Here is a 14188-nt window from a genome sequence, read left to right on the forward strand (position 1 = left end):
GGCGGGTCTGCGCTGGTCGATCCGGTGAACAACCGGTGCGCTGGCTACCGCGGGCGGTGGCCCACCGGCGTCATGCCCCACAATGGAGGAGATGGAACCGCTACAACAACCGTCGTTCTATGACGCCGTCGGCGGCGCCGAGACTTTCCACGCCATCGTCGCGCGTTTCTACGAGCTGGTCGCCGAGGACGAAATTCTGCGCCCGCTTTATCCCGAGGATGACTTGGACGGGGCCGAGGAGCGGTTGCGGATGTTCCTCGAGCAGTACTGGGGCGGTCCCCGGACCTACTCCGAACGGCGCGGCCACCCGCGGCTGCGGATGCGCCACGTGCCGTTCCGGATCACGCCGATCGAACGCGATGCCTGGTTGCGGTGTATGCACACTGCGATCGCATCCATCGACTCGCAGACCTTGGACGACCAGCATCGCCAGGAGCTGCTGGACTACCTGCAGATGGCCGCGCACTCACTGGTCAACTCCGCGTTCTGATGGGTCGTCATAGTGCGCCGTGGTGGCGCGATGCCGTGTTTTACCAGGTCTATCCGCGTTCGTTCGCCGACAGCGACGGCGACGGCGTCGGCGACCTCGACGGGGTGACCACCCGACTCGACTACCTCGCCCAGCTGGGCATCGACGCGATCTGGATCAATCCGGTCACCGTGTCGCCGATGGCCGACCACGGCTATGACGTCGCCGATCCGCGTGACGTCGACCCGTTGTTCGGCGGTCTGGCCGCCCTCGAGCGGCTGATCGCGGCGGCGCACGACCGCAACATCAAGATCACGATGGATCTGGTGCCCAACCACACCAGCTCGGCGCACCCGTGGTTCCAAGCCGCGCTGGCCGCCGGCCCGGGCACCGACGCGCGCGAACGCTACATCTTCCGCGACGGCCGCGGCCCCGGCGGGCTGGAGCCGCCGAACAACTGGGAGTCGGTGTTCGGCGGTCCGGCCTGGACGCGGGTCAGCGAGCCCGACGGCAATCCGGGCCAGTGGTATCTGCATCTGTTCGATGCCGAGCAGCCGGACTTGAATTGGGACAACCCGGAGATCTTCGACGATTTCGAGAAGACGCTGCGGTTCTGGTTGGAGCGCGGGGTGGACGGCTTCCGCATCGACGTCGCGCACGGGATGGCCAAGCCGCCCGGTCTGCCGGACATGGCGGCCGTCGACCGCAGCCGGATGTTGCGCAATAAGGATGACGACCCCCGGTTCAACCACGTGGGAGTGCATGCGATTCATCGCGACATCCGCACCGTCATCGACGACTATCCCGGTGCGGTGACCATCGGGGAGGTGTGGGTCCACGACAACGCCCGGTGGGCAGAGTATTTGCGCCCCGACGAATTGCACCTGGGCTTCAATTTCAGGTTGGTGCAGGCGCATTTCGACGCCACCGATGTCCGCGACGCGATCGAGAATTCGCTGGCTGCGGCGGCGATCGAAAATGCCACTCCGACTTGGACACTGTCGAACCACGACGTCGAACGGGAAGTCACCCGTTACGGCGGCGGCGCGGTCGGGCTGGCCCGGGCGCGCGCGATGGCGATGGTCATGCTCGCGCTGCCCGGTGCGGTGTTCATCTACAACGGGGAAGAGCTCGGACTACCGAACGTGGAGTTGCCCGATGACGTGCTGCAGGACCCGACGTGGGAACGCTCGGGGCACACCGAGCGTGGCCGCGACGGGTGCCGCGTTCCGATGCCGTGGGAGGCTGACACACCGCCATTCGGGTTCTCGACCGCCGCCGACACGTGGCTGCCGATCCCACCGGACTGGGCGGCACTGACCGCCGAGAAGCAACGTGCCGATACCGGCTCGATGCTGACATTCTTCCGGCGCGCGCTCGAACTCCGCAGCCGCCGAGCAGAGTTCAAAGGCACCCGGATCGACTGGCTGACCGCGCCGCGCGGCGCCGTGATGTTCACCCGCGGCGATTTGGTATGCGTGCTCAACGCCGGAAAGCGGCCGCTACGGCTGCCCGAGGGTGAAATGCTGTTCGCGAGCGCACCCGTCGCAGACGGTGAGTTGCCCTCGAACGCCGCAGCCTGGCTGGTGTAGCTACCGCTGCCACCGCTGCAGGTACTCCCGATGGTGCGGCGTGAGCCGCACCAGCCGCTGCTCGTCGATGTGGACTGCGGCGAGCTGTGTTTCGGCCACCACCGCGGGTTTGGCGGCCGGATCGGCGTTGACCGAGCGCACCTCATAGCCAACCGTGAAGTCCACCGCTCTCAGCCGCTTCACCCACATGGTCACCTGCAGCGGCGAATCCGCCAGTCGGAGCTGATCTTTGTAGGTGACCCGCACGTCGGCGATCAGCAGGCCAATGGTGGTGATATCGGCACCGAAGGGTTCCCGCAGAAACGGCACGCGGGCCTCTTCGAGAATGGTGACCATGGTGGCGTGGTTGATGTGCTGGTACATGTCGATGTCCGACCACCGCACCGGCACAGGTGCGACAAAGCCATTGGTCACCCCGATGATCCCCGTCCGCTAGTGCGCGTCATGCGCCGAATCTGACGTGCTGCCACCGACAGCGTAGCCAGGTCCTTGTCACCGCTTTCATAGATCTCGGTGAGCGTGCGACGTGCCCGCTCGACTCGCGACGCGCTGGTGTGTTCCCATTCGCCGATCTTCTCTTCGGCACTCTCGTCAGGCTCGCCGACAGCCAGCACGTCGAAACACAAAGCGCGCAAAGAGGCGTAGATGTCATCGCGAATAGCCAAGCGCGCCAACGAATGCCAGCGGTCTATCCGGGGCAGCTCAGAGACCGCGGTCAGCAGCCCGTCGGTACCGAGGCGGTCCATCAGCGCGAAGTAGGTGTCGGCGACCTCCGCGGCATCCCGGTCGTCGATGTCCGCGATGTCGATGATGTCGAGCAGGCTGTAACGGTACAAGCCTGTGGCCACGCTGTAGGCCAACTCGTCCGGGACGCCCTGGGAGATGAATTCGGCGGCTTCCTTCTCGACGATGGCTTTGTCGTCACCGCGCACCCACTCCGAGATCCGTGGCGCCAACGCCCGTACTGTCTTGGCGAACCGGTTGATCTCGGCGCCGACTGCCAGCGGCTGTGGCCGGTAGTTGAGCAGCCAACGTCCGGACCGGTCGATCAGCCGGCGGGTGTCCAATGTCATGCGGTCCGACAGTGGGACGGACAAGCCGGCCGCGCGGATCTGGCGCCACAACTCCCCCACCCCGAAAATCGCATCGGTCGCCACATAGGTGCGGACCGCGTCGACCGGACTCACGCCGACGTCTTCGGTGATGCGGTAGGCATAGGTGATGCCGCTGGTGTCGATCAAATCGTTGATCAGCATGGTGGTTACGATCTCGCGGCGGAGCTGATGGGAGCGGATCTCGGCACCCAACCGCTCCCGCAGCACCGCCGGAAAGTACTGCGGCAACCGGGAAGCGAACACTTCCTGATCGGGTAGGTCGGTGCCCAGCAACTCGTCTTTGAGCACGAGCTTGACGTGTGCCATCAGCGTGGCCAGTTCCGGTGAGGTGAGCCCTAGCCCGGCCTCGGCCCGCCGCTGGATCTCCTTCTCCGTCGGCAGAGCTTCGAGCTCGCGGTTCAGGCCGCGTTCTGCCACAAGGTATTTGATCTGGTCGGCATGGACCGGCAGCAAGCTGGCGGCGTTGGCTCGGCTGGTGCCCATCAGGTCGTTCTGGTCGATGTTGTCGGCGAGCACCAAGTCGGCGACTTCGTCGGTCATCGACTCCAGTAGCTCGGTACGTTCCTCGGGCTTGACCTTGCCGGCGGTGACCGCGGCGTCGACCAGGATCTTGATGTTGACCTCGTGGTCGGAGCAGTCCACACCGGCTGAGTTGTCCATCGCGTCGGTGTTGATCCGGCCGCCGCACAGGTCGAACTCGACCCGGCCAAGGGAGGTGACGCCGAGGTTTCCGCCCTCGGCAACGACCTTGGCGCGCAGCTGATTCGCGTTGACTCGTACCAAATCGTTGGCCCGGTCGCCGACGTCGGAGTCGGATTCGGTTTCGGCCTTGATGTAGGTGCCGATACCGCCGTTGTAGAGCAGGTCCACCGGCGCTTTGAGGATCGCGCGCACCAGATTGGGCGGTGCCATCTCGCTGACGTCGTCCTCGATTCCCAGCGCGGCGCGGACCTGATCGCTGATCGGGATGGTTTTGTGTTCGCGGCTGTGGACCCCGCCGCCTTCGCTGATCAGCGACGTGTCGTAGTCGTCCCAGCTGGAGCGAGGCTGCTCGAACAGCCGCCGGCGTTCCTCCCAGGAAGCTGCGGCGTCCGGATCGGGGTCGAGGAAGATGTGCCGGTGGTCGAAGGCGGCGACCAACCGGATGTGTTTGGACAGCAGCATGCCGTTGCCGAACACGTCGCCGCTCATATCGCCGATCCCCACGACCGTGAAGTCTTCGCTTTGAGTGTCGACGCCCATCTCCCGGAAATGGCGCTTGACAGCCTCCCACGCGCCACGGGCAGTGATGCCCATGGCCTTGTGGTCGTATCCCACCGAACCGCCGGAGGCGAACGCGTCGCCCAGCCAGAACCCGTACGACTTGGCGAGGTCGTTGGCGATGTCGGAGAACGCGGCGGTGCCTTTGTCGGCGGCCACCACCAGGTAGGCGTCGTCGCCGTCGCGACGCACCACCTCGGGTGGGGCGCTGACCTCACCGGTGGTGTGGTCGACGTTGTCGGTGATCTCGAGCAGGCCCGAGATGAATAGTTTGTAGCAGGCCACGCCCTCCTCGCGGCTGGCGTCGCGGTGTGCGGTGGGGTCACCGGTCGGCAGCGGCGGCCGCTTGACGACGAATCCACCCTTGGCGCCGACGGGGACGATGACGGCGTTCTTCACCGCCTGCGCCTTGACCAGGCCCAGGATTTCGGTTCGGAAGTCGTCTCGACGGTCCGACCAGCGCAGCCCACCGCGTGCCACGTAACCGAATCGAAGGTGCACGCCTTCGACGCGCGGCGAGTAGACGAAAATCTCGAACTTCGGTCGAGGCAGCGGCAACTCGTCGATCAGTTGGGCGTCGAGCTTGAGCGCGAGTACGTTTCGGCTTCGAGCCGAGTCCTGCTGTGTCACGAAATAGTTGGTCCGTAACGTTGCCTGAATCAGCGAGGCGAACGCTCGCAGAACGCGGTCGGTGTCGAGGCTCTGCAGCGCGTCGATGTTCGCGGCGACGGTCGCGGCCGCGGATTGGGCATCCCGGCTCTTCGGCGAACTGGACGGGTCCGGATCGAACAACGCCTCAAATAGTGCGACCAGCGCCCCTGCGGTGTCCGGGTTTTCGGTGAGCACCGATTCGATATGTGGCTGGCTGTAGGGGAAACCCGCCTGCCGCAGATACTTTGCGTAGCTGCGTAGCACTACGACTTGCGGCCAGGTGAGGTCGGCGCGCAGCACCAGTTCGTTGAATCGGTCGATCTCGACGCGTCCCTGCCAGATCGCGGTCACCGCGTCGGCGAATCGCTGTGCGGCGGCTTCGCGTTCAGGGCCTTCTGACGCCAGAGAGATGGTGGGATGCGGCGAGATCTTGAATTGATAGATCCACACCTTCAATCCGTCGGAACGGGCGACGGTGAACGGTCGCTCCTCGAGCACCACCACGCCCATCGATTGCAGCATCGGCAGCAGTCGGCTCAGAGACGCTGTCCTGCCGCCCAAATACCACGTCAGCAGCGCGATCCCGTCGCCGTCGTCATGATCGGAGAACACGAGTTTGACTGAATCGTCGCTCAACGATTCGATGACCGCGATGTCCTTGATGGCGTCGGCGGGAGCGACGGCCTGTTTGTATGCCTCCGGGAAAGCCGCCGCGTAGTGTTCGGCCTCGCGTTGCGCGATGGAGCCGCTTTGCACAGCACCGAGCAATCGGTCGCCCCATGTGCGGGTGGCCTCAGTCAGCAGGCCCTGGATGCGTACGCGGTTGGCCTCGGAGGTGTCGACACCCGACGAAGCAGATGCTTCCGGCAGCCGGACGACGAAATGCACCAGCGCCCAAGGCGCCTCGCTGACCCTGGCGGTGTATTCCAGGCTGCTGCCACCGAATTCACGGACCAGGATGTCCTGCATTTCCAGCCGGACGGCAGTGGTGTAGCGGTCGCGCGGCAGATAAACCAGACACGACACGAGTTGTCCGAGCCGATCGGCGCGCAGGAACAGCAGTGCTCGTCGCCGCGACCCGAGATCCACGACGGCCTTCGCCATCGTCAGCAGCCGTTGGGCGCTGAGCGCGAACAACTCTGAACGCGGCACCGTCTGGATGATGTCGAGCAGCAGCTGCCCCGGGTGGCTGGGGTCGCGTTCGGACAACGCGAGTGCCTCTTGCACCTGCCCGGCGATCAACGGAATCTCCAGGACGTTGGCATTCATGGCGGCGACGGTGAAGAGTCCGACGAACCGATGCTCGACGACGCGGTTGCCGCCGTTTTCTCGGATGACGACGATGTAGGGGTAGGCGCCGAAACGCACATAACTGGGAACGGTCGCCTGGGCGAGCACCAGCAGCTTGTTGTCTTCGGTCAGCCGGGGCCGCGACGCCTTGCGCAGCCTCAGCACGCCCAGTCGCGCTGATTCGTCGACCGACACCTGCCCGTCGAGCACCGGGCCACGTTGGTAGCCCAGCAGGATGAAGTGTCCGTCAGCCAGCCAGCGCAACAGGGCGGCGACATCACGTCGGTCCGGGTCCGAAAAGCGTCCGTCCCGGTCGTTTTCGACGTTGTCGGCCAGTCCGTTGAGGGTCGCGGTCATCGCGGTGGAATCGGCTGCGACCTGGCGGACGTCGGCCATCACGTTGGGCAGCAGTCGTTCGGCCTCGGCGAGCGCTTTGCGGTGTGCCGACGGTGAGAGCTGCACGTGGATCCACATCTCAATGATCTGGTGGCCATCGCCCGGCGCGGCACCGGCGCTGTTCGGTCCGACGCTCACCAGATCACCGGAGGGATTGCGGCGCACCGCGAATACCGGATTCATGATGCCGACATAAGCCACCCCCAGCCGGTGCAGCAGGACCGCGACGGAGTCCATCAGCATGGCGCCGTACTCGGTGACAACTTGCATCGCGGGGCCGATGCCCGCACTGTCGTCGGCCGGATAAACCGCCACCCGGGTGTCGCCGGGGCGGCGGTGCTGCGCCAGGCGGAAATGGGCGCTCAGCATCGCCGGTGTCACCGCCCCGGCAGCGGCGCGGTTGATAACAGCGGTATCAGCGAACTGCCGGTCGGTGTCGGGCGCGTCGCCGTGCGGGCCGCGATAGGTAGCGGTGTAAGCCTTCGGAATCCAGTACGGAATGTCGTCAGCCCCGGCGAATTCGATCCAGCCGGCCGGCAGCTGGAAGTCGTGCTTTGACGACGGTGCAGGACGTGCCGGAGACCCGGGGTGGGGATAGCCCCGATTGCCGGGGCCCGGATGTTCCGGTCTTCCCCCTGGGTCAATCGTCATGCCGACGGCTCCTGACTCAGCACGCCTACCAGCGCTGCTGCCGCCGACACTAGTCGCGAGTGAGCCTGCGGTGGGTCACTCTGTGCGGACGGGCGGCCTCGACGCCGAGTCGTTCGACCTTGTTTTCTTCATACGCACCGAAGTTGCCTTCGAACCAGAACCACTTGGCCTCGTTGTCGGCGTCGCCCTCCCACGCCAGGATGTGCGTACAGGTGCGGTCCAAAAACCAGCGGTCGTGTGAGATCACCACCGCGCAGCCGGGGAATTTCTCCAACGCGTTCTCCAACGAGCTCAACGTCTCCACGTCGAGGTCGTTGGTGGGCTCGTCGAGCAGGATCAGGTTGCCGCCTTCTTTGAGCGTCAGCGCCAAGTTGAGTCGGTTGCGTTCGCCACCGGACAGCACCCCGGCCGGCTTCTGCTGGTCGGGTCCCTTGAAACCGAAGGCGGAGACGTAGGCGCGCGACGGGATCTCGCTTTGCCCGACCTGGATGTGGTCGAGGCCATCGGAGACGACCTCCCACACGGTCTTTTTGGGGTCGATCCCGGCGCGGGTCTGATCGACGTAGCTGATCTTGACGGTTTCGCCGACCTTGACGGTGCCGCTGTCGGGTGGTTCGAGGCCGACGATGGTCTTGAACAGCGTGGTCTTGCCGACCCCGTTGGGTCCGATGACGCCGACGATGCCGTTGCGGGGCAGCGTGAACGACAGATCCTTGATCAGCGGGCGGCCTTCGAAGCCCTTGTCCAGGTGTTCGACCTCGACCACCACGTTTCCCAACCGCGGGCCGGGCGGGATCTGGATCTCCTCGAAGTCGAGCTTGCGGGTCTTTTCCGCCTCGGCGGCCATCTCCTCATAGCGCTGCAATCGAGCCTTGCTCTTGGCTTGCCGTGCCTTGGCGCCGGAACGCACCCAGGCCAGCTCGTCTTGCAGGCGCTTTTGCAGCTTGGCGTCCTTGCGGCCCTGCACCGCCAGCCGCTCGGCCTTCTTCTCCAAATAGGTGGAGTAGTTGCCCTCATACGGGTACGCGCGGCCCCGGTCGAGTTCGAGGATCCATTCGGCGACGTTGTCGAGGAAGTAGCGGTCGTGGGTGACCGCCAGGATCGCCCCCGGGTAGCTGGCCAGGTGCTGCTCGAGCCATTGCACGCTTTCCGCGTCGAGGTGGTTAGTCGGCTCGTCGAGCAGCAGCAGGTCGGGTTTGGACAGCAGCAGCTTGCACAACGCGACCCGACGCCGCTCGCCGCCGGACAGGTGGGTGACCGGCTCGTCGGGCGGCGGGCAGCGCAGTGCGTCCATGGCCTGCTCGAGCTGGGAGTCGATGTCCCAGGCGCCGGCGTGGTCGAGCTCTTCTTGCAGCCGGCCCATCTCCTCCATCAGCTCGTCGGTGTAGTCGGTGGCCATCAGCTCGGCGACCTCGTTGAACCGGTCGAGCTTGACTTTCAGTTCGCCGAGACCTTCTTCGACATTGCCGCGAACGGTTTTCTCCTCGTTCAGCGGCGGCTCCTGTTGCAGGATGCCGACGGTGGCGCCGGTGGCCAGGAAAGCGTCCCCGTTGTTGGGCTTGTCCAGGCCGGCCATGATCCGCAAGACGCTCGACTTGCCGGCCCCGTTGGGGCCCACGACACCGATCTTGGCGCCGGGCAGAAAGCTCAGTGTGACGTCGTCGAGGATGACTTTGTCGCCGTGCGCCTTGCGGACCTTTTTCATCGTGTAGATGAACTCAGCCATGCAGCAGTGTTACCTCTCTGGTCTTCCGAAAGTGCTCGTGGCCCATCCTAGGCAACGCTGCGGCGGGGCTGTTTAGGCCGATAGCGGCAGCCCGGTCTCGACTTCCGCAGCGGCCTCAGGCTGCGATGACGCGTCGGTTTCTGCGGCAACCGTCTTCTCCACCCGCGCGATGCAGCGTGACAGATCGGGGCCGACGGCGGTGGCGCGCATCTCCAGCGACGACCGTCGGATGCCGTCTTTGTCCTCGTATTCGCTGGTGTGCACGTGGCCCGCCACGATTACTGCCGAGCCCTTGCGTAGCGACGCCCCCACGCCGGTGACCAGCCGACCCCAGCAGTTGACGGTGACGAATAGCGAATTGCCGGGCTCCCAGGTGCCGTCGGGGCCACGTCGGCGCGAGTTGCTCGCGACGCGGAACTTGATCACCTCTTGGTCGCCGACCTGGCGGCGTTGTAGGTCATTGACGATGTTTCCGACTACGGTCAGCGGCGTTTCGAACATTGCTCATCCCTTCCTGGCTGCGGCGGTCGCTTCGGTGTGATCCGCCCGTGTGCTCACATTGAGCACCGGCGGCGCGACACTCCGGCCGGCTCAGACTCCGCAATTGGTGGCAGCGGTGGAGAAACTGCTGTCTGGGGATAAGGCTCCGCTAGCAGCGGCGCAGCGGCGAAAGCGCCGACCGTTAGTCGGCGATCACGCCAGCGCAGGCCTGTCGACAATGACCGGTACGTTCCAGTTCGAGAAAAACATCTCGATGTAGTCGTCCTTGCTCGGCCCGAACATGGCCTGCACGAGTTGGTGGTCTCCGCTTTCCTGGATCCAGACGGTGGTCGACATCCGCTTGGTGGTGTCCAGCGGCACGATCTTGTTCACCGCGTCCGCGGTGACCTTGCCGGAAACCCGAATTGTCTGCTGGCCGCCGACGGTTTCCCGGCCTTCGACTTTGGGATCGATGAAGTCCGACATCATGTTGGCCAGCCCAGTGTCCGGGTTCAGCATCGCCGCAACGTCATAGACGTTGGACGTAGGCCCGTAATCTTTGAAGCCCTCACCGGGCAGCGCCACATACAGGCGGCCGTCGAATTCGACAAATGCGATCTCGACTTCGGCGGCCATGATCATGATCTTGGCGGTGCCCTTGGCCGCGGGACCGGGTTCCCTGGACAGGTCGCCCTCCAACCTCTTGACCGGCATTTCCGCAATTTTGCCGGCCACAGATTGCACCACGTGCACGCTCTTGAGGTCCTTGGTCGTCGTGCTGGACTCCTTGAGCAATGCCGCCGGGTCCGGCAGCGGCTCGTCGGCCTGCTTCGACGGCGAAGTCGACGATGACGCTGATGACGACAACGGCGCCGACGACGTTGACGACGACGGCGGCGGCGGGGACGCGGGAGCGCAGCCGGCGACAAGGGCAACAAGGACGCTTGCAACGGCCGGTACGGCTAGAAGCCTGGACATGCCAGACATCGTAGGGGGCACCGCTCCCGCCACGCCGGCCGCGTTGGTCGGTGCGGTATTCACCTGGAATGTCGAGGAATTGGGTGAGCCAGGCGTGTGATATACCGTCTTGCGGTGGCTACCACAAGCCGACGAGACAGCGATGAACACACTCACCACCGGAAGTGGGCACGCGACGAGATCCGGGTTTCTGATCCGGCAGCCATGCGTCGATCGATTGCCGGCACCGCGATCGGCAACTTCATGGAGTGGTACGACTTCGGCATCTACGGCTTCCTGGCCACCACGATCGCGCGGGTGTTCTACCCCACCGACAGCTCCAGCGCCGTTGGTCTGATCGCCACCTTCGGCACCCTGGCCGCCGCGTTCGCAGTGCGGCCGTTCGGCGGGGTTGTCTTCGGTTCGCTCGGTGACCGGATTGGCCGCAAAAAGGTTCTGGTCATGACGGTCACGCTGATGGCGGTAGGCACCACGGTGACCGGTTTGCTCCCCGGCTACGAGAACATCGGCATTTGGGCGCCGGTCCTGCTCATCGTCACCCGAGTCCTGCAGGGCTTCTCTACCGGCGGCGAGTATGTCGGCGCGATGACCTACGTCAGCGAACACGCCCCGGACCGCAGCCGCGGCACGCTGGCCGGGTTTCTGCCGCTGGGCACGCTGAGCGGGTATGTGGTGGGAGCGGCAGTGGTGACGGGCTTGCAGACGCAGCTGCCCATCGCCGAGATGGCGAGTTGGGGCTGGCGCGTCCCATATCTGCTGGGCGTCCCGTTGGCCCTGGTCGCGCTGTTCATGCGGTTGCGGATCGAGGAATCGCCGGCCTACGAGCAGATGAGCGAGAGCGAGAGCGAAACCGGCAAGGGCGGCTGGCAGCAATTCGAGCAGACGGTCGTGCAGCATCGGAAGGCGCTGCTGATCGTCATGGGGTTGGTGCTGGCGGAGAATGTCACCAACTACATGCTCACTGGGTATTTGCCTACGTACTTCAAGCAAGTGGGCCGCATCAGCGGCAGCAGTGGACTGTTGATGATCGTGGCGGTGCTGGTCATGATGCTGGTGGCGGTGGTGTCCGTCGCGAAGCTATCCGACCGCATCGGCCGCAAACCGATCTTGTGGACCGGGTGTGGCCTGCTCATCGTGGCCTCGATCCCGGCATTCCTGCTGATCCGCCATGGCACGGGCTACGCGGAAAGGCTTATCGGGGTGATGCTCATCGGGATGATGCTGCTGTGCTTCAGCAGCGTCACGCCGTCGACGCTGCCGGCGCTCTTTCCCACCAATGTGCGTAACTTCGCGGTGGCCATCGGGTTCAACATCTCGGTATCGGCGTTCGGCGGTACCACCCCGCTGATCGCCGAGGCCCTGGTATCCGGCACCGGCAGAGTGATGGTGCCGGCCTACATCCTGATGGCCGCCGGTGTGGTGGGCGTGGTCGCGGTGTGGTTTACCCCGGAGGTGGCCGGTAAGCGCCTACCCGGTTCCGGACCGTCGGTCGAGACTGAGCAGGAGGCGCACGCCATCGTCGAGGCAGGGCTGCGGGAGTAGCCGGCTAGCGCTGGCCCGACGTGTCGCGGCGGGCCAGTTCGGCCAGCATCGCGTTATAGGCGGCCAGGTCGGCGTCGTCGTCTCGTTCGGCGGCGCGGTCCAGCCGCTTGGCGGTGCGCTGATCGCTGCGGCTCCACTGCACCAACAACGCGATCATCACGATCACCAGCGGCATTTCACCTGCTGCCCAAGCGATTCCACCACCGAGTCGTTGGTCGCCAAGCAGATCGGTATGCCAACTCAGCTGCAGCGAGCGGTAGAAGCTTTCGCCGAGGATGTCGCGGGTGCCCATGAGGACCACCCCGAAGAAGGCGTGCAGCGGCAACGACGCAAACACGACCGCCACTTTGGCCAGCGGCGGGATCGGCCGCGGTGTGGGGTCGATGCCGATCACCACCCAGTAGAAGAGGTAGCCGGTGAGCAGGAAGTGCACGTTCATCAAGACGTGGCCGACATGGCTGCCGGCTGCGGCGTCGAAGATGCCGCCGAAGTACAGCCCGTAGAACCCGGCGACGAACAACACGGTGGCGACGACCGGGTTGGTGAGGAACCGCGACAAGCGGCTGTGCAGCGCGGCCAACAGCCATTCCCGCATACCGGGTGGCTCGCCACGCCCGGCAGCCGGCAGCGCCCGCAGGGCGAGACTGACCGGAGCGCCCAGCGCCAACAGAATCGGAATCAGCATCGACAGCACCATGTGGGCTGCCATGTGCATGCTGAACATGGCCGGCATATAGCGGCCCACCCCCGAGGACGTCACGAACAGCAGCACGCCGCAGCCCAGCAGCCAGGTCAACGTCCGGCCGCGCGGCCAACTGTCGCCGCGGCGGCGCAGTCGACGCACGCCGGCCACATACAGCGCCGCGGCCACGATTGCCGCGGTGCCGAAGATCAGGTCGAAGCGCCAGTCGAACAACACCCGGACGACAGTGGGCGGTCCGGCGAAGTCGTATCCGATCGCCACCTCGGGAATCGACGGCCTGATGATCGGCGGCGGTGGCGGCGGTGTGCGGCCCAGCCCGACGGCGATCCCGAAGGTCACGCCGAATATTGCGGCCTCGATCAGCGCCAGCCGGATCAGAACGCGTCGCGCGCTCGGATCTTTTTGCAGCGCAGTGACTCCGGTGCGTCGCTGCCGGTAGCCGACGACACCGAGCAGGCACAAGGCGACGAATTTGGCGATCACCAGCCGCCCGTAGGCGGTGGTCATCAGATCCGACGGAACAACCCGCACCAGGGCGTTGACGACGCCGCTGAGGGCTATCGCGGCGAAACACCACAGGGCCAGGGCGGAGAACCGCCGCGCCACCAGCGCGGCGTGTCCCCCGCCGCGCGTGGCATGGGCCAACAGCACCAGCAGGCCCCCGGCCCACAGACCGGCGGCGACGAGGTGGATGAGCAGGCTGTTGGTGGCCAGGTCATGCGACCCGCCCGCCGAGGAGTGGCCGGTCAGGCCGAGGGGCACCAGCGTCACCAGGGACCCGGCCAGCAGCAGCGGCGTCCACGACCAGCGCAGCACCGTCAAACTGGCAATCATCACCGCGGCGGCGATCACTGCGGTCCACCGCCAGGCGTCCGCCGTGTTGATCAGGCCGGCCAGCGACCAGAGTGTCACCGGGTTGAGGTGGGCAGACAGCGGCTGACCGGAGACGTCGGAAATGGTCAGTGGGACCAGCAGCGCCGCACACACCGCCCACCCGCCGGACGCTATGGTGCCCAGCCGCAACGCGCGATAGCCGTCCGCGTCGAGCACCCCGTTGTCTTGCGGTGGCGCCAGAAATGCCGCGAACAGAAACGACCCGACCGCCAGCACTGCGGCGATCTCGCCGGCGGCGCGTACGAACGGTAATCCCAGCGTGGTGCCCGGGCCCGGATTGGGCAGTCCGGTAGCGATCAGCGCATCGGCCAGCGACAACGCCGCAATACCGGCGGCCGTGCAACCGGCCAGTGCAGCGACGCCGGCCAGCAGCGGCCACACCCCAGCGCGCCGCCGGCTGGCAATCGCCGCATCCGTCATGGATACAGGGTAGAAGCGGGT

9 protein-coding genes are annotated in these 14188 nt (G+C 65.6%); 3 read left to right on the top strand and 6 right to left on the bottom strand.

The window, feature by feature from the left end; translation table 11 throughout:
• Window positions 1-91: 91 nt before the first annotated feature.
• A complete protein-coding gene (locus AC5Y49_RS03700) occupies window positions 92-490 on the top strand; it encodes a globin (RefSeq protein WP_499884406.1) in 399 nt (132 codons plus the stop codon).
• Window positions 490-2061: a glycoside hydrolase family 13 protein gene (locus AC5Y49_RS03705; RefSeq protein WP_499884407.1), complete on the top strand. Its 1572-nt coding sequence runs from the start codon at window positions 490-492 to the stop codon at window positions 2059-2061. The genes AC5Y49_RS03700 and AC5Y49_RS03705 overlap by 1 nt, the downstream gene beginning before the upstream one ends.
• Here AC5Y49_RS03705 and AC5Y49_RS03710 read toward each other — a convergent pair whose 3' ends face one another.
• From AC5Y49_RS03710 to AC5Y49_RS03730, 5 genes are all read right to left on the bottom strand, one after another.
• Complete coding sequence (locus AC5Y49_RS03710; protein WP_499884408.1) at window positions 2062-2475, bottom strand: acyl-CoA thioesterase; 414 nt, start codon at window positions 2473-2475, stop codon at window positions 2062-2064.
• Window positions 2472-7424: an NAD-glutamate dehydrogenase gene (locus tag AC5Y49_RS03715; protein ID WP_499884409.1), complete on the bottom strand. Its 4953-nt coding sequence runs from the start codon at window positions 7422-7424 to the stop codon at window positions 2472-2474. Before AC5Y49_RS03715 ends, AC5Y49_RS03710 begins: the two co-directional genes overlap by 4 nt.
• Before the next feature lie 49 nt (window positions 7425-7473).
• Window positions 7474-9150 (bottom strand): energy-dependent translational throttle protein EttA, encoded by a 1677-nt coding sequence (ettA, locus tag AC5Y49_RS03720; protein WP_499884410.1) that lies wholly within the window; start codon window positions 9148-9150, stop codon window positions 7474-7476.
• A 72-nt stretch (window positions 9151-9222) separates the two neighbouring features.
• Window positions 9223-9651: a single-stranded DNA-binding protein gene (gene ssb, locus AC5Y49_RS03725; protein ID WP_499884411.1), complete on the bottom strand. Its 429-nt coding sequence runs from the start codon at window positions 9649-9651 to the stop codon at window positions 9223-9225.
• A gap of 192 nt (window positions 9652-9843) precedes the next feature.
• Complete coding sequence (locus AC5Y49_RS03730) at window positions 9844-10608, bottom strand: LppX_LprAFG lipoprotein (protein ID WP_499884412.1); 765 nt, start codon at window positions 10606-10608, stop codon at window positions 9844-9846.
• A 204-nt stretch (window positions 10609-10812) separates the two neighbouring features.
• Here AC5Y49_RS03730 and AC5Y49_RS03735 point away from each other — a divergent pair, with 204 nt between their 5' ends.
• Window positions 10813-12150 (top strand): MFS transporter, encoded by a 1338-nt coding sequence (locus AC5Y49_RS03735; RefSeq protein WP_499884652.1) that lies wholly within the window; start codon window positions 10813-10815, stop codon window positions 12148-12150.
• Between the two features lie 4 nt (window positions 12151-12154).
• Here AC5Y49_RS03735 and AC5Y49_RS03740 read toward each other — a convergent pair whose 3' ends face one another.
• The gene (locus AC5Y49_RS03740; protein ID WP_499884413.1) at window positions 12155-14167 is read right to left on the bottom strand and encodes a bifunctional copper resistance protein CopD/cytochrome c oxidase assembly protein; all 2013 of its coding nucleotides are present in this window, start codon (window positions 14165-14167) and stop codon (window positions 12155-12157) included.
• Window positions 14168-14188 lie beyond the last annotated feature (21 nt).

The sequence above is a fragment of the Mycobacterium sp. NGS62 genome (assembly GCF_059812285.1).

What these genes read in the sequence shown, in the direction of transcription:
- AC5Y49_RS03700 (WP_499884406.1), top strand. Translation starts at nt 92, where the DNA reads ATGGAACCGCTACAACAACCGTCGTTCTATGACGCCGTCGGCGGCGCC.
- AC5Y49_RS03705 (WP_499884407.1), top strand. Translation starts at nt 490, where the DNA reads ATGGGTCGTCATAGTGCGCCGTGGTGGCGCGATGCCGTGTTTTACCAG.
- AC5Y49_RS03715 (WP_499884409.1), bottom strand. Translation starts at nt 7,424, where the DNA reads ATGACGATTGACCCAGGGGGAAGACCGGAACATCCGGGCCCCGGCAAT.
- ettA (WP_499884410.1), bottom strand. Translation starts at nt 9,150, where the DNA reads ATGGCTGAGTTCATCTACACGATGAAAAAGGTCCGCAAGGCGCACGGC.
- ssb (WP_499884411.1), bottom strand. Translation starts at nt 9,651, where the DNA reads ATGTTCGAAACGCCGCTGACCGTAGTCGGAAACATCGTCAATGACCTA.
- AC5Y49_RS03730 (WP_499884412.1), bottom strand. Translation starts at nt 10,608, where the DNA reads ATGTCCAGGCTTCTAGCCGTACCGGCCGTTGCAAGCGTCCTTGTTGCC.
- AC5Y49_RS03735 (WP_499884652.1), top strand. Translation starts at nt 10,813, where the DNA reads ATGCGTCGATCGATTGCCGGCACCGCGATCGGCAACTTCATGGAGTGG.
- AC5Y49_RS03740 (WP_499884413.1), bottom strand. Translation starts at nt 14,167, where the DNA reads ATGACGGATGCGGCGATTGCCAGCCGGCGGCGCGCTGGGGTGTGGCCG.